A 20,848-nucleotide genomic window follows, 5' to 3' on the forward strand; every position below is an offset into this window, starting at 1 on the left:
CGAATGGTTCTGCGCACGGCTTCCCACCGCTCGTCGTGATAGGTGTCGAGCAATGCAGGGGGCGCCCCGCCGCGAATGACGCGCGCCAGTTTCCAGCCCAGGTTGCCGGCGTCACGCGCGCCGCTGTTCATACCTTGCGAGCCGAACACCGGCATGAGATGGGCGGCATCGCCGATCAGGAAGGCACGCCCCTTGCCCAGGCGCGCCGCGAGAAGCGAACGGAACGTGTGGACGACCTTGCGGATGATCTTCAGGCTGTCGTAGTCGCGATAGGGTTTGAACAGCTTCCGTAAGGTCGTGTCATCAAGCAGCTGATCGGCGGTTTCCTCGGGACGCAGCGAAAATTCGAACCGCCGGCCGTTTGGCGCCGGCATGCTGAAGAAGTTGCGTCGCCAGCCCATCCTGGTCAGGGCGAGGGGGCTGTCATCGATGTCGTCGAGAACGTCGATGACGACATGGCGTATGTTGAAGCCATCGACCTCATCCAGCGGGATGCCGAGCTGCTTCCGGCAAACGCTGTGCGCGCCGTCCGCGCCGACCAGAAAGCGTCCGGTGTCATGCGTGACGCTGCCGTCCGCATGCGTGCTGGTGACATGCACGCCGTCGCCGTCTTGTGTGAAGCCGGTGACCTCGCTGCCGAACCGGACATCCACATACCCGGTCGCGAGCGCCCCCTCATACAGGATTTCCTCGAAGCGCGGCTGGAAGATGGCGGCGCGGTTGGGGAAGTTGTGTTCCGTCAGCCGTCCGTCGACATGCGCGAGCGTCAGTCCGAGCGGCGAAACGTAGTCGTAGGAAATGGGATATTTCGCGTGTTCCGCCACGGCCTTGCCCAGACCAAGAGTGCTGAGCAGGCGGAAGAACTCGTCATCGATGTTGAGCGCCTTGGGCAGCGGCGACAGGGCGGGGTCCTTTTCCAGTACCAGGACCCTGACAGCAAGCCTGCCCAATATGTTCGCCAGGGTCAGGCCGGAGGGGCCGGTTCCCACGACGACGACGTCATAAGTCTGTGTCACGTTACCTTGTCCCGGGTCCGGTTTCGATGGGAAGGTCTTCGCGATGGCCCCATTCGTACAGCGACGCGTCGTACAGGGTCGTGTCTTCCCGCCCGGCCAGGGCGAGGGCGAACAGCACCAACGTCGCGGAGATGCCGCCGCCGCAATAGGCGACGATATCGCCTTCATGGGTCAGCAGGCCCTTGTCGCGCAAAAGGCCGATGATGCGCTCCCTGTCGAGGAAAAGGTTGGTTTGCGGGTCGATCAGCGAGGCTGCCGGCAGGTTCAGGCTGCCGGGGATATGCCCTGGCCGGCCGCCGTGGACGGGGGTTTCTCCTGAAAACCTGTCGGGAGAAAGCGCGTTGACCAGCAGCAGGTCCGGGGCGCCGAGCCGTTCCCGGAGTCTGTCGGCGTCGATGACGCGGTCGAGCCGCGTCGCGACGACGATGTCGCCGGGCGGCGGAACGGGGGCGGGGCCTGTTTCGACGGGATGCCCGCGCCTGCGCCATTCTTTCAGCCCGCCATCGAGAACGGCAATGTTCTTCAGCCCATGAAGCTGGAAAAGCCACCATATGCGTGTCGCCCACCACGGACTGGCGGTACTGTAGACCACGAGCGTGTCATGCTGCTTCACGCCCAGTTTTTGCAACCCTTCCGCGAAGGCCTCTTTGGAAGGCACGGTGAACGGATAGCTGCCGTCGGGATCGGACAGGTCCCGCTGAAGATCAATGAAGCGCGCACCCGGAATGTGCGCTTCCTCGTAGGCGGCGATCCCGGGGACGATGCGTTCGACACCGGCTTCGCTGATGATGCTCGTGCTGCTGTCGAAAACGACGACATCATCACGGTGCAGATTTTGCGCAAGCCAGTCGACGGTCACGACCGGGCCGGGAAGCGTGGGACTGTTCTGGGACATGACGGCACCCGGTTCAGGCTGTTACTGCTGGAGGAAGAAACGCTGGAGCTGTTCGGCCGAAGGCTTCGCCTTCAGGAGCCCCAAGGCTGCCATGTTGGCCGACAGGGTCGCGGCTTCGGTGGGGTAGAGCGTCGAGTCGAGCGTGACGCGCTTGACGCCGATTTCCACGATATCTTTCGGGAAACCCTGCGATGAAATGATGAAATCGACCCACTTTCCTTCATCCTCACGGAACTTGGCCGTCGATTTGTTGGCGGCGTTCCGGATGTCTCCCACCAGGTCGCCGTGCTTCTCGATGAAGGCCGTGCTGGCGGCGATGCCGTTGTTCAGCCCCTTGAAGGAATTGTCGCCGATGTTGGTGGGCGGATAATAGGCATACTTGCCGCCGACGGCGGTCGCTCCGAAGGGCTCGAAAACCGACACGCATTCGACCGTCTTATCCTTCAGTGCCTGCAACACGGGAGGACCCGCCACGGCGAAGTTGACCTTCGTGATGTCTTTTTCGCTCTGGCCGTGGGTCCTCAACGCATCGTCGATGAAGATCTCGGGAAATCCGGAGACGACGCCGACCGTCTTGCCCTTGAGGTCCGGCCAATCCGCAATCTTGACGTCGTTGCTGCAGACCAGGTTGATTGCACCGCGCGCCAGACCGGTGATGAATTTGAAGTTCGGATCGGTATTCTTCGCCGCCTCGGTGATCAGATTGGCGTAACCCAGCGACGAGATGTCGATGTCGCCGCGGACCAGCGCGATAGCCGCGTCTGCATAGCGCTGAAACTTGACGTACTCGAAATTGACCTTGTCCTTGAGATCGCCAAAGGGAAGATCGAGGATGGCCGCGTCATGCAGCTGGGAGAAATAACCCACCTTGACTGTCGGCTTGTCGGCGGCCTCGGCCGGGCGCAGGCCCGTCGCGACACCCGATATTGCGAGCGCCAGCGCGGCAATGACATGAAACTTCATCATGAACTCCTGTTTGCTATAGCCCGAGTGTTTTCAGTGCGATCGATTTGAGCCGGTTGAAGGCGCTGTCGGTGACTTCGCGCGGATAGGGCAGATCGACGGACAGTTCGGCGGCGACCTCGGCCGGTCGGCGCGTCAGGATGTAGACACGGTTGCCGAGATAGATCGCCTCGTCGACGCTGTGGGTGATCAGCACGATGGAAACGCCTGTCGCCTGCCAGATATGGAGCAGCTTCTGCTGCATCTGCTGTCGGGTCAGGGCATCCAGCGCGGCGAAGGGCTCGTCCATCAGCAGCACGCGGCTTTCGGTCACGAGGACGCGCGCGATGGAAGCCAGCTGGCGCATGCCGCCGGAAAGCTGGTGCGGCCAGCTGCCGCTGAACTGCTCAAGCCCCACCGTGGCCAGCGCCGCGCGCACCTTCGCGTCGCGCTCGCGTCGCGTAAGCCGCGTGTTCATCAGCCCGAAGGCGACGTTATCGTGCACCGACAGCCAGGGAAACAGGGCGGCTGTATCCTGAAACACGACGCCCTGACCGTGCCGGGGGCCGTGGATCTCTCTTCCGCCGATCAGTGCGGTGCCGCCCGTAGCCTGTTCAAAACCGGCCAGAATGTTCAGCAGTGAGCTTTTCCCACAGCCGGACGGGCCGAGAATCGTGACGAACTCCCCGGCCTCGACGAAGAGATCCACGTTCTTGATGGCGAGGACGCCGCCACCCGGACCCGGGTAGGTTTTGGCGAGGCCGTGGACGTCAATCCGTGCCGCGGACGGAGCGTGCCCGAAAGGAGCGTTCATCGGAACGTCCCCTGATGCCAGAACAGATAGCGCCTGACCACGCGCTGCACGATGAGGTCGGACAGGAAGCCGAACAGGCCGACCGTCGCCATCGCCGCGACGACGACGTCCATCCGGTTGTAGTAATAGGCGTCCCACAATTCGTAGCCCAGTCCCGATTTCACGGCCACCATCTCGGAGATCACGACCAGCATCCACGCCAGCCCGATGGCAACCCGCGCTCCCACCAGCAGCGATGGCAACGCTGAAGGAACGACGACACGGCTGAGTATCTGGAAGCGAGTCGCGCCAAGCATGAGCGCGCTGCGCAGGTGCAGGGGAGAAACCTGCCGCGCGCCCGCCATGGCATTCAGGACGATGGGGAAAAACGCGCCGACCGCCACCAACGCAATGGCTGCCGAGTTGCCGATGCCGAAAAAGATCAGGCAGAAGGGGATCCACGCTACGGTCGGAATCGGCCGGATCAATTGCAGGACGGGGTCCACCAGATTGGCCGCGACCCTGTAGGATCCCATCAGGATGCCCAAGGGAGCGCCGATGGCCAACGCTACCAGAAAACCACAGATGACCCTTCCGGCACTGTCGCGCAACGAAGCAGCCCAAGTGCCGGAATAGCGTCCGCCGCCGCCGAACACCCACTCGGTCATCGCTTGCACGACCTCGACCGGAGAGGGGATGAACCCGTCGCCGAACCGATATACCTGAACGAGATATTGCCAAAGGCCGAGAAGGAGGATCAGCGGTATCGATCGCCAGATGACGGTTGTGTCCGATACCGCGCCGGCAAGCCTGTTCTTGAACGACATCGCAGATAAGGGCCGTAAGTGAGTTTCCAACAGAGACGCAGGAACGTAGAGCTATCAGGTTCAGTTCATTCGATATCTGCGAATCGTCGATATAATCACATAATCAATAGTTTTTGTCAACAAAAAGGGCGCGCCTGTCGCTATCCAGCCATTTAGCTCTCTGCTGCAGCGGAGTAGTATTGGTTATTTTTACGATTGCGGTTTATGCTGTTTCTAGCGGCTGTTATTGGACATAGATAGGATATGGCCGAGATAAACCTGATCGGATACAAGGAGAATTGCGTAGCCAATACGACAGGTATTGGCTACGCAATGCGTGGACGCTGATAGCTCTTGGACCGCGCGGCCAGCCTCCACGGCTTTGCCGGGCCGGAGGACTGGGACAGACAGTCGAAAGCTGGCACAACGGCAAGATCGTGGCGGATGAACAGGCAGTCGCGCTGGGACAAGCGTAGCAGATCCGGAATTCCCGCCTGAACCGGGACGTCCGGCGTGGATATCGCGTCAGGAGGCGTGGACCGCGTTGACGAATTCGATGCCACCGAGCTTCGGCGCGAAGAGCGTCCAGACTTGCTGCGCGGCATTCTCCCAGGCAGTCCTGTCCGTCACCGCCAGAATCTGGCCGCCCGCACTCTTCGACTGCGCGACGGAGACGTCCTCGTCCTTGATGATGAGTTCGTTGAAATAGGTGGCGCCTTCGGCGGCGGCTTCCGAAAACGCCTGCTTTTCCTCGTCGTTGAGGGAGTTCCAGAACTTCGCCGAGAGATATACCGTTCCGCTCGCCCAGATGTGCGCCGTCTCGATGAGGAAGGGCACGACCTCATACAGCTTCAATCCGGCATATGCCGATTTCGTCAGGTCCATCGCGTCGGCGACACCCGTTTTTAGAGCGTTGTAGGTCTCCGCGATGGGCAGGGCGATCGGCTGCGCCTTGAGCGCCTTCCAGAGTTCCGTGTGGACGGGGTTCGGAACCGCCCGCACGCGCTTGCCGGCGAGGCCCTCCGGCGTGAGAATGGCTTCCTTCGCCAGCAGGTGGCGGGCGCCGTAGTTGATGTAGCCGAGGGCGACGAACCCCTGCTCGGCGATGGCGGACTTGAGGTCCTGCCCCACCTGTCCATCGAGGACGCGTTGCAGGTGTTCGCGATCCCGGAACAGGAAGGGCAGGTCCAGGATCTGCGCCTGCGGCACCCAGCCGGCGAAAACCGAGGTCGTTGACACGCTGCCCTGGATCGAGCCCAGCCGGATGCCTTCGGCGACTTCCTTCTCGCCGCCGCCCAGCGCCCCGTTCGGCACGATACGGAACTGGAAGCGACCGGGAAGCTTGTTCTCCACGATGTCGCGAATGCGATGCCAAACCAGCGTCTCAGGCTTGTCGTTGCCGAGCAGGGAGGCAATCGTCACCGTGCGCCCGGCCGCCTGCGCGCCGCGGGGCAGTCCGAACGCCGCCGCCACGCCGGTGCCGATGAAGGCCGTTGCCTGACGTCTCGTAATGGAACTCATGTAATGGTCCTTTCTGGAGCAAATATCTGATGGAACTAGACGATTGCCCATAAGCCGGCCGCGATCGACATGACCAGCAAGCCAAGTATGAGCGCACCGACAAGCGGCAGGACCGCGCGGAAGACCTTGCCGGCGGGCAGGCCGGCGATACCCGCGGCGATGAACACCAGCGACCCCACCGGCGGCGTCAGGCTCCCGATCATGAGATTGACGACGATGATCACGCCGAAGTGGATGGGATCGATGCCGGCGGACACCGCCGCCGGAAGCAGGAGTGGCCCGAACAGCAGGATCGCCACGCCGATCTCCAGCGGGCATCCCACGATCAGAAGGAGGATATTGGCGGCGAGCAGGAAGGTAAAAGGATCGCCGCTCACGCTCTGCAGCGTGGCATCCAGTGCCGCCGGTATCTGATCCACCGCCAGCAGGAAAGTGAAGGGCGCCGTTGAGGCGATGAGCAGGCCAACGGCAGCGGCTTCCCTTGCTGCCTGCGTGAAGGCGCCCGCCAGCGCCGCCGCGACACCCTTGGAGCGGTGGATGTAGAACGAAGCCAGAAGCAGGGCGTAGCCGGCCGCAAGCGCGCTCGCCTCCGTCGTCGTGACGACGCCGAGGCGAATGCCGAGCAGGATGATGACGCCGAGGCCCAGCACCGGCGACGCGCTTGCGAGCGCACTCCAGCGCTGCTGCCCTGAGGCGGCAACGCCGCTTGCCGTCTCCGGCGCGACGAGGCGCAGTGTCAGCGCAAGCACGAGCGCGATGAAGAGCCCTCCCACAAGGCCGCCGACGAAAAGCGAGCCGATGGAAAGATTCGTCGCCACGGCAAGCATCAGGAACGCGACCGATGGCGGCAGGATGTTCGGGAGGACCGCCGTGGTGGCGACGATCGCCGCGGCGAGTTCCGGCCGATAGCCGCGCGCCACGAGGCCGGGGGCGAGAACCTTCGCGCCGAAGGCCGCGTCCGCCAGGGAGGAGCCCGAGATGCCCGAGAAAAAGACGTTGGTGAGCAACGTGGTTTGCGCCAATCCGCCGCGCCTGTGACCGACGAGAGCATCCGCCAGCGCGACGAGCCTGCCTGCGAGCCCGCCCACGAGCATGAGCGTCCCGGCGAGCAGGAAGAAGGGAATTGCAAGGAGCAGAAAGGAGCTGACGCCCGATACCGCAGTCTGGAGAACTCCCGTCTGCGGCAGGAGGCTGCCCAGCGGCACCACGAGCGACAACGCCGACAGCAGGGCATGGGGCAGGGGAGCGCCGAGCAGCAGCCCCAGGAAGCCCGCAAGCCCCGCGACGAGGCTCGGCATGGCGAAAGAGGCGACCTCACGCTGCTCGCTGAAAAGGAACAGCGCGATGCCGACCGCCAGGCTGCCGGCAATGAGCCGCGGGTGGCGACCTTCGGCGACAAGGCGTAGCAGGACGACCGCGCCGCCTAGGAGCCCCGCCGCGGGCGCCAGCCCGTAGCGCCACCATTCGGGCCAGCCCAGCACCGGGGAAACGCCGCCGGTCTCGCCGATGAGCGCGAGACCGCTCGCGACAAGCAGCAGCGAGGCATGGATCACGATGCCGTGGCTGACCATCTCGCACACGTCGCGCGGATATCCTTGCAGGCGGGATGAGATGAGATCGAAGCGCATGGCGAGCGCGCTGCCCGCCACCAGCGGATAACCGACGAAGATCAGCGCGATGTAGAGCCAGGTCGCCAGCTCGTCCGAGCCGCTGATGCCGCCCGTTCCCGAATAGCGCAGGGCGACCGCGACCAGCACCATCGCCAGCAGTATGGCCAGCAGGACACCGCCGACGGCCGCCAGAGACTGCTCCAGGATGCCCAGGACGGCGGCCGCGCGCATAGAGGAACGGGAGATGGCGCCGGGAGACGCCGCGTCGGCGCTCACAGCCGCAGTTCGACGGGCTTGACTGCGGCGAGGGCCAGAATGATCGGCACGGCGTCGCCGTCTCCCGGCCCGCCCTCGACGACTTGCGCGATCAAAAGGCCGGCGCGGGCGAAGGCGTTGAGCAGGTCCGCCAGCGGCCAGTGCCAGCCTCCGGTGCGGCTGCGGATGCGCGTCTGCGGGAAATGCGAGGGTTCGAGCCAGCCGCCCTTGCGGTATCCCGGCTTCAGGCGCACCGAGCCGTCCTCCTCCGCCAGCGAATAGCCGCCGTTGAAGCAGGGATGGACGCCGATGTTGACGATGCGCCCGCCGGGGGCCAGCACGCGGTATATCTCGCTCAGGGAGCGGTCGAGGTCGCCCCAGGACGCGGTGGTGAAGGTCGTATAGGCCGTTGCGACCGAGCCCGAGCGCAGGGGGAGGGCGTGCGCCGTTGCCTGCGCCACGGCAAGCCGACGCGCGGCGATGCGAAGCTGGTCGATCGACAGGTCGACGCCGACCGGCTCGTAGCCGAGTTCCCGAACGACACCCGCCGATTGCCCGGTGCCACAGCCGATATCGATAGCGATCCCGTCACCCTTTCCGAGCAGGTCGGCAAGTATGCCGTAGCCGGCGGTCGCCAGCGCGCCACGCTCGCCGGGCGCGCTCATGGCGTCATCATACCACCCGGACAGGCCCTCGAACTGGGAAACCGGGCGTAGCTGCGTCGGCTGCGGCGCCGTTGGGGAAAGGGGCGTCGCCTCCGCGGCGAGGAGCAGGGGGATGCCGTCCCGGACCGGATAGCTGCGTAGCGCCCCGCGATTCTCGAGCGCGTCGGCGGCATCGGACAGCACGAGCGGCTCGTGATCCTGCGGGTCGGCCAAGAGGGACAGAAGTCTGTTATCGAGCGCCATCGTGTGTATCCAGTCGGAAAAGATGATCGAGCAGCAGGGGAGCGAAGGTGCCGGGACCGCCGGCCTCGCGACCGGCCCGCTCTCCGGCGGCGGCGAAGACGGCAACGGCGGAGGTGGCGGCTTCCAGCGGTGCGATACCGGCGCCGAGGAAGGCGCCGATGATGATCCCGAGCGCGCAGCCCGTTCCCGTGACTCGGGCCATGAGCGGATGTCCGCCGCCGACCGCGCGGAGGACGTGCCCGTCGGTGATGAAATCCGTCGCCCCCGTGACGGCGACGACCCCGCCCGTCCGGCGGGCGAGAGCGCGTGCGGCATCGACGGCCGCGGCGGAGTCGACCGTCGTGTCCGCCCCCTTGCCGCCGCCGTCGATGCCGGCCAGCGTCAGTGTTTCCGACGCATTGGCCTTGATGACAGTGGGCTGGAGATCGAGCAGCCGGCGCGCGAATTGCGTCCTGAAGGTGAGGCGGCCGATGGCGGCGGGATCGAGCAGCCATGGTTTGCCGGTCCTGTGCGCGGCTGTCGCCGAATCCAGCATCGTCGCGGCCTTCTGCTCCGTGATGGAGGCCAGGTCGATCACGATCGCATCCGCGATCGCGGCGAACTGCGTCACCTCCTGTCCGGCGGCGATCATCGCCGGGGATGCGCCCGTCGCGAGGGCGGCATTGGCCATGAACATGGCGGCGATGGAGTTCGTCAGGCCGTGGACGAGCGGCGCGGCCTCCCGCATGCGGCGCAAATTCGCCACAATGTCCGGGTCTGGCCAGGCTTTCCAGGCGCACGAGGTGTCGCTTGTCGCGTTCATGATGACCTCATCCAGGCCTCGATCCATCGTCACTGACGGCCTCTAGTGCAGTGTCCCGCGGAGGCTCTCGTCGTATGGCCGCGCTTCTGCGAGACGGCCCGTCCGGAATTTTTCCACCCATGCGGGATCGGCCAGGTGGGCCCGTCCCAGAGCCAGCATGTCGATCTCCTCACGTTCCACGGCGCGCGCCAGCGTTTCCAGATTCCCGAGCGTCACGGCGGGATCCGCCACGGCAATGCCTCCGACCGCGATGACGGGCCGGCCCGTCAGTTCCCGCACACGGGAGGCAAGCGGACGATCGCCGGCGAATGCGCCACCGTAGGGCAAGACGTCGAACGCCGCCGTATCGAGGTGGAAGATGGACACACCGGCATCGGCGCAGGGGCGCAGCAGGGCCGAGAGTTCCGCGTCGCTTTGCGCGAGCGGCGTCCTGCCGTCGGAACGGCGCCACTCGCTCACGCGCAGGATGATCGGAAAATCATCCCCCACCTCCCTGCGGACACTGCGGACGACTGCTGTCACCAACGGCTCTCCGTCACCCGTCGTGGTGAACAGGTCGGCGGTATGCTTGCCTCCGCCCTGAATCTCCACGCCATCGAAGCCGGCGCGGGCGATTTCCGCGCCGGCCGCTACATATGTGTGTAGAAGTTGCGCAACGCTTTCCGGCGGGATCGACCCCGTGTCCGGATCCGGCTTCAGGTGGGCATGCCAGATCTGGGGCGCGATCCCCGCGCCGGCGTCATGCACCGCATGGACGATTTCACGCCACGCGGCCAGCGCCGCCTCGCCGAAGAAGACGGGAACATCCGGCTGTGACAGCGGCCCCTCGGTGTCGATGTATCCGCCCTCGGTGATGATGAGGCCGGTGCCTCCCTCCGCGCGCCGCTTGTAGTAGGCGCCGACATCACTCCCCGGCACACCTCTCGTGGAGAAGCGCCGAGTCATCGCCGGCATGACAAAACGATTCCGGAGAATGCGTCCGCCAAACCTGAATGAGTTGAACAACGGCACTGCGAAACTGGGATGGGCGACCATTCCGACGATACTCGACCTGAGTCATTGATGATTTTGTCGATGAACTTACTAGAGAATTGTGTGATGTCAAACGAATAAGGCCTCTCCCGGCGCCGTCGACGACGGCGGTGCTGCTCGTGTCACAGGCGGCTATCATATTGAATAAAAATATTTATCAGAGTGCCGTCCTGCTGGACGAGGGAAGAGGCGGTGATGCCCTCCCGGCGGGGGGCAGTCTCCGTCAGGATGGCCTTGGCGGGGCTATTCTATCCTGTTTATGTCTTCTCTAGGTTCTCCGTCTCTGCCGGGTTATATCCGTGATCACGTGGTCTGGTGCGCGATGCCGGATCAGGAGGCAACTGGGTGCGCAAGCTCACGCGCCCGGTGATACGCTTCGCCGCAGGCTTCGAACGCGAAGACATCGCGGTCCGCGCTGCCCTTGATCCGGTCGGCGTCCGAACCGGCCGGGTTGGCCTCATCGCCGGCACCGCAGGTTGGTTATAAGTTGTCCAGTTTGTATATTGGTTTTCGCTGAAAGGCTAACTGGAGGATCGAGGCTTGGTATCTGCAATGCCACCGCTCCATACGCATCCTGGCCTGCGCACGCGGGATCCGGATGAACTGCGGCAATGGCTCAGCCCGATCTTTTCCGTGCGTTCCGTTGACATTCCCGCCAGAGGACGAGCGTTCGACAGCGTCGTGAACCATTGCGCACTGGGCTCGATCGGCCTTGCGTACATGAGCTACGGAGCGCCTCTGCGCGCGAGCGTTCTGCAGCTTGACTGCTTCGTTCAGGGCTTTCCCCTGAGAGGGGCTGGAGAAGTTGACTGGAATCACCACACGGTGACGGTAGACGGGGCGATCGGGGTCGTCGGCGGCCCGGGGGCCGGAGGAAGACTGACGTACGGCGAAGATTTCGCCCATATCGTCTTGCGGATGGGGGCCGCCGCGCTAACGCGCAAGCTTGCCGCATTGGTCGGCCAATCGATTGATCCACCCCTGCAGCTCATCGGCGGTCCGACCGGCAATCCCCGGCACTCCGCATCGCAGGTCCGGCTGATCGACTACCTCACGCGGGAACTCGACCGCAGCGATGCGCTCCTGCCACCCCTGGTCGTGGAGGAAATCGAGCAGGCGATCATCGTGCACTTTCTCTATGGCAATCGGCACAATTACAGCCACTGGCTGGAAGGCACGCCGCGTGCGGCAGCGCCCTGGCAGATACGCCGCGCTGTCGACTATATCGAGGCGAACTGGAACCGTGCCATCACCATCGAGGCGATAGTCGAGGAAACACAGACGACGGCCCGGAGCCTGTTCCATCTTTTCCGGCGAACTTACGGGATCTCGCCAATGACCTATGTGAGCCGCGTCAGGCTGCGATACGCGCATGCGCTGCTCAGCGCCCCGGCGGAGGATACCAGCGTCACCTCCGTCGGGTTGCTTTGCGGCTTCGGCAACATGGGACATTTCGCGCGGCGATACTACGAGGCTTACGGTGAGAAGCCGTCCGAGACGCTGAAACGCCATCGCTAGAGCGCGTTCCGATCAGATGGAATCGTCTGATCGATCAGAATTCGCTCAAAACAAGGAATCTGGAATCTGTCCTGTTTACGTTGAAACAGGACAGATTCTAGCTGCTCTAACGGCCTTTAAGGCCGGCAGCCGCTTTCCTTGCAGGATCCGGCCAGTCCGTTCCGCTTATTGAGTAGCACGGCGACGGTATATTGGTACACTCTGTCCGGGTTCAGCAGAGATTGTTGAATTCAATTGGTTTCGAGTTTCGTCGCTGGCGACTTCAAGGGATGTGAGCGGTTTGACGGGAGCTGTATTGACCCCGTCATTAGTTGTCGACTATAATATTAAAAGTTGGGTATAAACCTAAAAGTGGCATCTGCACTTAAAAAACCAACAGCGCGGCGGAGCTTGAACTCCGCTGTGCGCGAAGAAGCGTTACGCATCGCGACGATCGTTTCACACATTATCCATTACCCTGAGCTGACCGACAGCTGAAGCCCGGGCTGGTCGAGCGGGCGAATGAGTGTCGTGTTCTCGGCGCTCCCGCAGCTCCTGTACCGGCTGCCGGAACGCGAAGCCGTGCTTGGGAGCCTGGCTCCGCGACGTGCGCGGTCGCCCTGTGGCGGCATGCCTGCGTGTAGTTCCGGGCCGGCCGGAGCGTCGGTTTCCTGCCGCCTTCCTTGCTGTCTCCCGTTCTCTGATGGTGACGAAATGAGCCATACGGTCCGCCGCGCAGGTTTATCCGAACCTGTTGCCGACCCTCCCTCCGAAATGGTTTTCATCGCCGGCGGCACGTTCCGCATGGGCTCTGACCGGCATTATCCGGAGGAGCGGCCGGTCCATCGGGTGACGGTCGACAGCTTCTTCATAGACGCCGCGCCGGTGACCAACATCCAGTTTCGTGCCTTCGTCGAGGCGACCGGATATGTCACCGTCGCGGAAGTCGCGCCGGATCCGAAGGATTATCCGGGCGCGCGTCCCGAGATGCTGAAGGCCGCCTCGCTGGTGTTCTCGCCGCCCGACGGGTGGGTGGACCTGCGCGACTGGAGCCGATGGTGGGAGTTTCGCTCCCGCGCGAGCTGGCGACGCCAGTATGGTCTCGGCTCGTCCCTCAGGGGGCTGGACGATCACCCGGTGGTGCATGTCGCGTATACGGATGCGGAAGCCTACGCCCGCTGGGCCGGCAAGGAACTTCCGACGGAAGCGGAGTGGGAGTTCGCGGCGCGCGGCGGCCTCGACGGCGCCGAATTCGCATGGGGCGACGAATTAAACCCCGACGGCCGCCAGATGGCGAATACATGGCAAGGCGAGTTCCCGTTCCAGAACCTCGCGCTCGACGGCTTCGAGCGGACGTCGCCCGTGAAATCCTTCCCGGCAAACGGCTATGGCCTTTACGACATGATCGGCAATGTCTGGGAATGGACCGCCGATTTCTGGTCCACCCATCATCCGGAAGATGCAGGGAAGGCTTGCTGCATTCCCCAGAACCCCCGTGGCGGCAATGAAGAGGCGAGCTTCGATCCCGCGCTTCCGACCATCCGCATTCCCAGAAAGGTGGTCAAAGGTGGCTCGCACCTGTGTGCGCCCAACTATTGCCGCCGATATCGCCCGGCTGCCCGGCATGCTCAGCCGATCGACAGCGCCATGAGCCATGTCGGCTTCCGATGCGTGCGGCGCGAACGGCACCGTGAAGAAAGCTGACTGTCGCGATGCAAGACGTCATCCATGAGAAAGGAAAATCCATGTCGAAGGATCAGAACAATTCTCCGGAACCCGGCGCCTGGTCGCGCCGCTCGCTTCTTGCGGGCTCGACCGCGCTCGTTGCCGCGGCGGCGACGCTCGGGTCCAGATCGCGGGCCGCTGCCCAGTCCTCTCCGAACGCCGCTCCGGCGTCCGGCGCCGGCGGCAAGCCGCCGAACATCCTCGTCATCTTCGGCGATGACATCGGCGTATCGCAGATCAGCGCCTACACCATGGGCCTGATGGGCTATCGCACGCCGAATATCGACCGCATCGCAGCCGAGGGTGCGATCTTCACCGATTCCTACGGCCAGCAGAGCTGTACTGCAGGGCGCGCCTCCTTCATCCTGGGGCAGGAGCCGTTCCGCACCGGCCTGCTCACCATCGGCATGCCCGGCGATCCCCACGGCATCACCGACTGGATGCCGACCATCGCCGATGTCCTGAAGACCAGGGGCTATGCCACGGGCCAGTTCGGCAAGAACCATCTGGGCGACCAGGACCAGCACCTGCCGACCAATCACGGCTTCGATGAATTCTTCGGCAATCTGTACCATCTGAATGCCGAGGAGGAGCCGGAGGGCTATTTCTATCCGAAGGATCCCGAGTTCCGGAAGAAGTACGGCCCACGCGGCGTCATCCATTCCCATGCGGACGGGCGGATCGAGGATACCGGCCCTCTCAACAAGAAGCGCATGGAAACGGTGGATGAAGAGTTCCTCGCCGCCGCGAAAGACTTCATCGACCGGCAACACAAGGCCGAAAAGCCGTTCTTCGTGTGGTTCAATTCGACCCGCATGCATGTCTTCACCCACCTGAAGCCCGAGAGCGACGGCAAGACCGGCAAGGGCATCGAGGCGGACGGCATGGTGGAGCACGACGGACATATCGGCCAGCTCCTCAAGCAACTGGACGACCTCGGCATCGCCGACAACACCATCGTCCTCTACACCACGGACAACGGCGCGGAACTGGCCCTGTGGCCGGATGGCGCCATGACGCCGTTCCACGGCGAGAAGGGCACCACCTGGGAGGGGGGCATGCGCATTCCCATGCTGGTGCGCTGGCCCGGTGTGGTGAAGCCGGGTTCGCAGATCAACGACATCGTCACGCTCATGGACTGGATGCCCACCTTCGCGGCGGCGGCAGGCATTCTGGATTTGAAGGAGACATTGAAGACGGGTTTCACCTCCGGCACGAAGACGTTCAAGGTCCATCTCGACGGCTACGATCTCACCTCCCTGCTGAAGGGAGAGGCCAAGACGCCACCTCGCGATGCGATGTATTACTTCGATCAGGGCGGCAACCTGAATGCCATCCGCTGGAACGACTGGAAGCTGAGCTTCGCCATCGCCGGCGAGGGCAACATCGCGACTGCGACGCGAGAGACCCCGGCCTGGGCGCTGATCACCAACCTGCGGATGGATCCCTATGAGCGCGGGATGAGGGAAGGCGGCGGCGCCACCGAGTTCCTGGCCCGGAACATGTGGCTGCTCGTTCCCATTCAGGGGAAGATCAAGGAGTTCTTCACCGATTTCGACAAGTTCCCCTATCAGGAAGGCAGCTCGCTGAACGCGGGCGGCATCAACTACGGCATGTTGCGCCAGCAGGCAGCGTTGAAGCGCCTGCAGGATGTCGAACGGCTGACTCCGGCACGATAAGTCGCGCGTTGGACAAGGAAGAGGGGCCTTCCGGGGCTCCTCTTCCTCCGCCGGATCCCGCTCACCGCGATTCATATCGATGGCGTATCGGCCTGCTTTGCTGCCCCCCTCGGCCGCGTTCACGCAATATCCAGGCTGCCTCCCCCGCGCTGGCGGGCTGCCTGTTCGGATGTCGCATTCCCGACGCCGTTTCCGTCGCGGTTTCCATGTCGCGCCGACATCCGTGACATATTCCCCATGCATAACGACATATGAAGCGTCATTTGTGCAACATCAGGCAAGAATGGTTCGAATTGCGACATATTTGCGGAAAGTGGTATTGTCTTGTCGCGCGTTATGAAACAGGTTGCGGACATGGATCGTGTTTGCCCAGTCCGAAGCCGGATATGGCGGCGGGATCGGATACGTTCCGGCGAGCCTCGGCTTGCGGTTTTTGGCTTCCATATGAAGCCGCAAGATATGACATTTGGGAGATTGATGATTATGAAGATCGCAAAAGGCCTTCTTCTTTGTTCCGCAGCCGGACTCTTTGCTTTCTCGGGTGCGCAGGCTGCCGATCTGCCTGCAACCAAGGCTGCGCCCGTGGAATATGTTCGTGTTTGCTCCACATACGGGGCTGGCTTCTGGTACGTTCCCGGCACGGATAGCTGCATCCAGCTGTCCGGCCGCATGCGCGCCGATTATGTCTATGTCGAACCGAAGAACGGCCGGACTGACGCCTATGGCGTGGGCAACGGCCGCTACAAGGATGCCACCGGCATCAAGGCCCGCGCCCGTCTGAACGTCGATGTCCGCACGCCGACCGACTTCGGCACGCTGCGCGCCTATCTGCGCTTCCAGATCGACAAGAACACCGGCAACCAGGGCACCGGCAGCGGCGCGCTGGTCGACAAGGCCTATATCCAGTGGGCCGGCATCACCGCCGGTCAGGCACAGTCGTTCTTCGACTTCTACGCCGATGACCTGAACTGGGGCAGCTTCGGCGGCAATGCCGGTTCGGATGCCTCCACCAACCTGCTGGCCTACACCGCCACGTTCGGTTCGGGCTTCTCGGCCACCATCTCGCTCGAAGACCGCGGCAACCGCCAGATCAATGCGAACTATTACGATGTTGCCGGCCAGCGCTTGCCGGACGTCGTCGCCAATCTGCGCGTCGATCAGGACTGGGGCTCCGCCCAGCTGTCGGGCGCCCTGCACCAGCTCAACTCCGGCACGATCTATAATCCGTGGGGCGGCAGCTGGGGTACGCGCGTCGACACGGCCTACGGCTGGGCCGTTCAGGGCGGCGTGAAGTTCAAGCTCCCGCAGCTCGGCGCGGGCGACGTACTGTGGCTGCAGGCCGCTTACGCGGACGGTGCCCTCAGCTACCTCGGCATCACCGGTAACAATACGACGGGCAAGGTCGTCAACACCATTGCGGACGGCTATATCGTCAACGGCGATATCAAGACCACCGCCGGCTGGAACATCACCGCCGCGGGTGTTCACTACTGGACGCCGTCCGTGCGTTCGACCCTCTGGGGCTCCTACACGAACGTGTCCTACGACTCGCCGGTCAAGCTCGATAACGCGCTGTTCCGCGACTTCAATGTCTGGCAGGTCGGCTCGGCCCTCATCTGGTCGCCGGTGTCCAAGTTCGACATCGGTGTCGAGGTCCTCTACGGCCGTCTGGAGCGCAACCGCTTCGACGTCGTGGACTACAACGCGCCGATCTACGTGAAGCGTTCGGAAGACTCGATCCAGACCCGCCTGCGCCTGCAGCGCGACTTCTGATTGCGGTTGCGCCGGCCGCCTCGTGCTGCCGGCGCTGCGGCAGGATGGGACAGGGCCTTGCGAAGATGCAGGGCATGACGACGCGGGGCATGAAAAAGCGAAAGCCCGCCGGTCCGCACCGGCGGGCTTTCGCTTTGTGCCGATGCCTCAATCGTGCGACGGGGAGGCACCGTCCGCCGGCGCCGTTTCGGCAAGGCGAATCGTGGTGCGCTCCAGCCGGTGGGCGAGTTCGCGCATGACGGCGATGGAAATTTGCGGGAACTGGTTGAGCAGTTCCAGAAACACCTGCTTGTCGATGCGCAGCACCAGCAGGTCCGTCGCGGCGCGCACTGTCGCGGTACGCGGCGTATCCGCCAGCACGCCCATCTCGCCGACGATGTCATGGGCGCCGAACTCGGCCACCTTGAACGCACCCGCGGGCGTGTCCAGCAGCGCATCGGCGCGGCCGTCGAGAATGACGTAGGCGGCGTCCGACGTGTCGCCCCGGTTGAACAGGATCTGGCCACCCGGAAAGCTCACGCGCTCGCTGGTGAAGGCGAGGAGCTTGAGGCGTCCCTTGTCGAGGCCCCGGAACATGGGAACCCGCCGCAGCACCTGCACTTCCGTTTCAAGAGTCATGGTCCGCCCTCCGGTGACCGTTCCCCGCCACGCCCGATCCATCCGCCCGCGACAATGCCGGAACGATAAGGCGGTCGGGCGAACAAATAAAGCGTCCGAATCGGACGCGCCCTCCCGGCCGCCTTCAGGTCAGTGCCGATTGCCGGCGCGGCGGCGCCCCCGCCGCATCCTCCCGCTGCGAGAACGAGCCCTCGTCGTTGAAGGTGATCACGGTGTCGAACCCGCTGAGGCCGGTTTCGTCCCGGCCGATCATGACGAGGCAGCGGTCGCTGAACAGGGTGTGCAGGCATTCGAGAATGGCGTCGGCATCCGTATCGGAAAAGGCGGACAGCGCGCCGTCGATGACGAGGATATCGGGTTTCTTGACGATGCAGCGCACGAGATCGGCGCCCCCCCGCTGGCGGGCGGTGAGCATGCGGCCGCCCGGCCCGACCTCGAAATCGAGGCCGACGGCGCTGATCGCCGGCCGCAGTTCGAGATCGTTGACGACATCGACGACCACCTTCGTGACCCGCGCCCGCGCGTTGGCGATGCGCAGGTCGACGCGGCCGAAGAGCAGGTTGTCCCGCAACATCGCATTGTGACAAAGCTTGTCGGGGTCGTAGGGCTCAAGATTCCACTGGCCGTCCGTGCGCGCTATCTCGTCGCGCACGTGCCGCCGCGCTTTCAGGATGCGCGCGCGCAGGGCGTCGTCCAGCAGGCTGAGACGGTGTCGCGGCTCGATATAATCGAAGGAGGGGGCCAGCAACCGCTCGCGGTCGTCCGGGCCCAGGCCGCGCAGGCCCTGCTGCGACCAGCGGGAGAGCGCGCGCTCGTAGTCGTCCATTTCGTTCGATGCCAGGAACGAGAACTGCGTCACCAGGGGATGATCCGGAGGCAGGTCGGCGAAGATCTCCATCATGGTCGAGGCGATTCGCGCGCCTATGCCGACGAGGTCGCCGGTCAGCCCCTCCGCGTCCAGCACGCGCAGCAGCAGCGGATTGCGCGCCCGCCCGCGCCCGTTGAACAGCGGATCGCGCGAGGCGCCGAACAGCAGGTTCTCGCCGATGCTGGCGAGGTTCGCATAGCGGCTTTCGTCGAAGGTCTCGATCAGTTCGCTCATGTCGCACTGGGCGAGCCGCGCGCGCAGGTGGTTGCGCGCCTCGACAATCTTGTCCGCGAGCGCGGGATAGCGCGCGGTGTCGACCCAGCCGTTGATGCCGAAGTTGAAGACGTCGTCGCCCATGCCCACGAGCGCGAGATTTTCCAGCAGCATGTCGTCGATTTCCTTGTCCGAGAGCATGCCGATGGTGGCGTGGTCGAGCCAGTCGTCGTCGGGGCTGTCCAGCGGGTTGCCGGTGCGCAGCGCCTCCCTGATGCGGATGTATTCGGCCGCGTCGGCGGTGTCCGGCAGGCGGGAATCGGCCGGGGTCACCTTGTGTTGCAGGCCGTAGAGCAGGTTGTGGCGCAGGCTGCCGGGGAAGAGACGCGGCTGCGCGCCCGCGCAGGCGATGCGGCGGCCGGTGACCTCCTCCGGCAGGCGCAGGAAGTCCTGCCCGGCGATGGTGACGGTGCCGGCGGCGGGGATGATGCGGCGCGCCAGCACATCGGCGATGGCGTGTGGCGCCGGACTTGGGTTGCCGACGAGCGCGACGCTCGCCGGATATTCCCAGGAGACGGAAATGTCGTCGACAAGCGTAGCGCCGTTACTGTCCAGCACGCGCAGCTTCTCGATGCTGACGGGGCCTGCGAGCCGCGTCGTGTTGATGCCGGCGGAAATGCCGGGCTCCTCCGGCAGCAGATGCTCCGGCACGAACTGCTGGATGATCTGGTCGTACTTGATCTGCACGTCGAGGCGCTGCTGGTCCCAGTCGATCAGCTCCTTGAGGGGAGGGGGCAGGTCGCGGTAGGCGGCGATGACGGCGACGAGCTGGCCGATATCGAGGCGGCCGGTGAGCGCGAAATAGCCGCCGACGGAATAGAAGAAAAACGGCGTGAGCTGCGACAGGAAATTGTTCAGGAACTTGACCATGAACTTCCACTTGAAGATGCGGAAGCGCAGGTCGAACAGCCGGTAGAGGCGCTCGCCGATCTCGGCCTTTTCCCAGCGGCCGGTGCCGTGGGCGTGGACGGCGTCCATGCCTTCCACCACCTCGCCGATTCTCCCCGCCAGCAGCCGGGAGGCGAGCTGGCGCTCCTTGCCGAGCCGCAACTGGATGCGGCGAAGGCGCGGGATGACGGTGAACTGGATGCCGACGATGAAGAGCACGACGAGACCGAGCTGCACACTCTGCATCATGATGAAGGTCATCGCCGTCGCCGCCTGACTCGCGAGCAGCAGCGGCTGCACGAAGGCATCGCCGATGAAGCCGCCGATGGGCTCGACCTCGTCCTTGATGATGGTCGCGGTTTCCGAGGGCCGCACGGCCCGCAGCGTATCCGGCGTGAAGCGCACGACGGTGGAGAAGAGATCGAAGCGAAGCCGCCGCAGCATGCGTTCGCCCAGCGCGCCCTTGGCGATGTTGATCCAGTACTTGAAGGCGCCGTTGATGCAGACGAAGGCGAGGAAGAGGAAGGAGAGCCCCAGCAGAAGGCCGATCTGGTTGACGGAGATGCCGGGAAAGAGCGTCACCGTGCCGCCGCCGAGAAAGGCGGGCAGGTCGAAGCCGAGGTCGAGAAACGTGGTGTGCGTGACGCCGTCGCGGAACGCCTGCCCCACGATGGCGTCGTTGACGATCTGCTTCGGCAGGTCGAGCGACAGGAAATAGAACGGCAGCGACGCGATGACGACGATGAATATCGCGATCTGGTCGCGCTTCGAATACCGCCATATGTATCGGAACAACGACCTGTCCAAGAGCATTTCCCCGCGACGTTGCCATCCCGCGATGTCCCGCGCCGACAGCAGTATGCGACCTGCGGCGTGTGGCGCAAGGGCTCCGGCTGCGCTTGCGGGCGAATGGCGCCGCTGTGGACAAGCTGCGCGGAACGCCCGAT

The 20,848-nt window shown here is 64.1% G+C and carries 16 protein-coding genes and 1 pseudogene; 5 read left to right on the forward strand and 12 right to left on the reverse strand.

The genetic code is table 11. The features are described 5' to 3' along the window. Positions 1-11: 11 nt before the first annotated feature. From FHS82_RS21525 to FHS82_RS02255, 10 genes and pseudogenes are all read right to left on the reverse strand, one after another. Positions 12-1,016 (reverse strand): annotated as a pseudogene (locus FHS82_RS21525) (FAD-dependent monooxygenase); the annotation flags it as partial. Between the two features lies 1 nt (position 1,017). Further along, complete coding sequence (locus tag FHS82_RS02210; RefSeq protein WP_166948236.1) at positions 1,018-1,875, reverse strand: rhodanese-like domain-containing protein; 858 nt, start codon at positions 1,873-1,875, stop codon at positions 1,018-1,020. Between the two features lie 57 nt (positions 1,876-1,932). Next, positions 1,933-2,874, reverse strand: coding sequence for an ABC transporter substrate-binding protein (locus FHS82_RS02215; protein ID WP_166948238.1), 942 nt, complete (start codon positions 2,872-2,874; stop codon positions 1,933-1,935). A gap of 16 nt (positions 2,875-2,890) precedes the next feature. Beyond that, a complete protein-coding gene (locus FHS82_RS02220; protein ID WP_166948240.1) occupies positions 2,891-3,667 on the reverse strand; it encodes an ABC transporter ATP-binding protein in 777 nt (258 codons plus the stop codon). Continuing rightward, positions 3,664-4,473, reverse strand: coding sequence for an ABC transporter permease (locus FHS82_RS02225; protein WP_166948242.1), 810 nt, complete (start codon positions 4,471-4,473; stop codon positions 3,664-3,666). The genes FHS82_RS02220 and FHS82_RS02225 overlap by 4 nt, the downstream gene beginning before the upstream one ends. Positions 4,474-4,977: 504 nt before the next feature. After that, positions 4,978-5,973: a TRAP transporter substrate-binding protein gene (locus tag FHS82_RS02230; RefSeq protein WP_166948244.1), complete on the reverse strand. Its 996-nt coding sequence runs from the start codon at positions 5,971-5,973 to the stop codon at positions 4,978-4,980. Positions 5,974-6,008: 35 nt separating this feature from the next. Continuing rightward, positions 6,009-7,859 carry a TRAP transporter large permease gene (locus FHS82_RS02235; protein ID WP_343042482.1) on the reverse strand — a complete coding sequence of 617 codons (1,851 nt, stop codon included), beginning with the start codon at positions 7,857-7,859 and terminating at the stop codon, positions 6,009-6,011. Beyond that, complete coding sequence (locus tag FHS82_RS02240) at positions 7,856-8,746, reverse strand: methyltransferase domain-containing protein (RefSeq protein ID WP_208394038.1); 891 nt, start codon at positions 8,744-8,746, stop codon at positions 7,856-7,858. Before FHS82_RS02240 ends, FHS82_RS02235 begins: the two co-directional genes overlap by 4 nt. After that, positions 8,733-9,548 (reverse strand): hydroxyethylthiazole kinase, encoded by an 816-nt coding sequence (thiM, locus tag FHS82_RS02250; protein WP_166948246.1) that lies wholly within the window; start codon positions 9,546-9,548, stop codon positions 8,733-8,735. The genes FHS82_RS02240 and thiM overlap by 14 nt, the downstream gene beginning before the upstream one ends. A 42-nt stretch (positions 9,549-9,590) precedes the next feature. Then, positions 9,591-10,583 (reverse strand): oxidoreductase, encoded by a 993-nt coding sequence (locus tag FHS82_RS02255; protein ID WP_166948248.1) that lies wholly within the window; start codon positions 10,581-10,583, stop codon positions 9,591-9,593. Between the two features lie 342 nt (positions 10,584-10,925). On the opposite strand from FHS82_RS02255, the gene FHS82_RS02260 reads away from it, so the two are divergent. The 5 genes from FHS82_RS02260 (at position 10,926) to FHS82_RS02280 (ending at position 17,254) form a co-directional block, all read left to right on the forward strand. Further along, on the forward strand, positions 10,926-11,066 hold the full coding sequence (locus FHS82_RS02260) for a hypothetical protein (protein ID WP_166948250.1): 141 nt from the start codon (positions 10,926-10,928) through the stop codon (positions 11,064-11,066). Between the two features lie 66 nt (positions 11,067-11,132). Next, positions 11,133-12,098: a helix-turn-helix transcriptional regulator gene (locus FHS82_RS02265; protein ID WP_208394039.1), complete on the forward strand. Its 966-nt coding sequence runs from the start codon at positions 11,133-11,135 to the stop codon at positions 12,096-12,098. A gap of 693 nt (positions 12,099-12,791) precedes the next feature. Further along, the gene (locus FHS82_RS02270; protein WP_246224977.1) at positions 12,792-13,781 is read left to right on the forward strand and encodes a formylglycine-generating enzyme family protein; all 990 of its coding nucleotides are present in this window, start codon (positions 12,792-12,794) and stop codon (positions 13,779-13,781) included. Between the two features lie 41 nt (positions 13,782-13,822). Continuing rightward, positions 13,823-15,481, forward strand: a complete 1,659-nt coding sequence (locus FHS82_RS02275; RefSeq protein WP_166948254.1) for an arylsulfatase — start codon at positions 13,823-13,825, stop codon at positions 15,479-15,481. 582 nt (positions 15,482-16,063) lie between these two features. Beyond that, complete coding sequence (locus FHS82_RS02280) at positions 16,064-17,254, forward strand: porin (protein WP_377700230.1); 1,191 nt, start codon at positions 16,064-16,066, stop codon at positions 17,252-17,254. A gap of 147 nt (positions 17,255-17,401) precedes the next feature. Here the strand turns inward: FHS82_RS02280 and FHS82_RS02285 are convergent, their stop codons facing one another. Both FHS82_RS02285 and FHS82_RS02290 read right to left on the reverse strand, forming a co-directional pair. Next, on the reverse strand, positions 17,402-17,872 hold the full coding sequence (locus FHS82_RS02285) for a cyclic nucleotide-binding domain-containing protein (RefSeq protein WP_166948258.1): 471 nt from the start codon (positions 17,870-17,872) through the stop codon (positions 17,402-17,404). A gap of 124 nt (positions 17,873-17,996) precedes the next feature. Further along, positions 17,997-20,696 carry an ABC transporter ATP-binding protein gene (locus tag FHS82_RS02290; RefSeq protein WP_208394040.1) on the reverse strand — a complete coding sequence of 900 codons (2,700 nt, stop codon included), beginning with the start codon at positions 20,694-20,696 and terminating at the stop codon, positions 17,997-17,999. Positions 20,697-20,848 lie beyond the last annotated feature (152 nt).

Source organism: Pseudochelatococcus lubricantis (genome assembly GCF_011762225.1).
Classification (GTDB): Bacteria; Pseudomonadota; Alphaproteobacteria; order Rhizobiales; family Beijerinckiaceae; genus Pseudochelatococcus; species Pseudochelatococcus lubricantis.

What these genes read in the sequence shown, in the direction of transcription:
- FHS82_RS02285 (WP_166948258.1), bottom strand. Translation starts at nt 17,872, where the DNA reads ATGACTCTTGAAACGGAAGTGCAGGTGCTGCGGCGGGTTCCCATGTTC.
- FHS82_RS02270 (WP_246224977.1), top strand. Translation starts at nt 12,792, where the DNA reads ATGAGCCATACGGTCCGCCGCGCAGGTTTATCCGAACCTGTTGCCGAC.
- FHS82_RS02225 (WP_166948242.1), bottom strand. Translation starts at nt 4,473, where the DNA reads ATGTCGTTCAAGAACAGGCTTGCCGGCGCGGTATCGGACACAACCGTC.
- FHS82_RS02265 (WP_208394039.1), top strand. Translation starts at nt 11,133, where the DNA reads ATGCCACCGCTCCATACGCATCCTGGCCTGCGCACGCGGGATCCGGAT.
- FHS82_RS02220 (WP_166948240.1), bottom strand. Translation starts at nt 3,667, where the DNA reads ATGAACGCTCCTTTCGGGCACGCTCCGTCCGCGGCACGGATTGACGTC.
- FHS82_RS02240 (WP_208394038.1), bottom strand. Translation starts at nt 8,746, where the DNA reads ATGGCGCTCGATAACAGACTTCTGTCCCTCTTGGCCGACCCGCAGGAT.
- FHS82_RS02255 (WP_166948248.1), bottom strand. Translation starts at nt 10,583, where the DNA reads ATGGTCGCCCATCCCAGTTTCGCAGTGCCGTTGTTCAACTCATTCAGG.
- FHS82_RS02215 (WP_166948238.1), bottom strand. Translation starts at nt 2,874, where the DNA reads ATGAAGTTTCATGTCATTGCCGCGCTGGCGCTCGCAATATCGGGTGTC.
- thiM (WP_166948246.1), bottom strand. Translation starts at nt 9,548, where the DNA reads ATGAACGCGACAAGCGACACCTCGTGCGCCTGGAAAGCCTGGCCAGAC.
- FHS82_RS02230 (WP_166948244.1), bottom strand. Translation starts at nt 5,973, where the DNA reads ATGAGTTCCATTACGAGACGTCAGGCAACGGCCTTCATCGGCACCGGC.
- FHS82_RS02275 (WP_166948254.1), top strand. Translation starts at nt 13,823, where the DNA reads ATGTCGAAGGATCAGAACAATTCTCCGGAACCCGGCGCCTGGTCGCGC.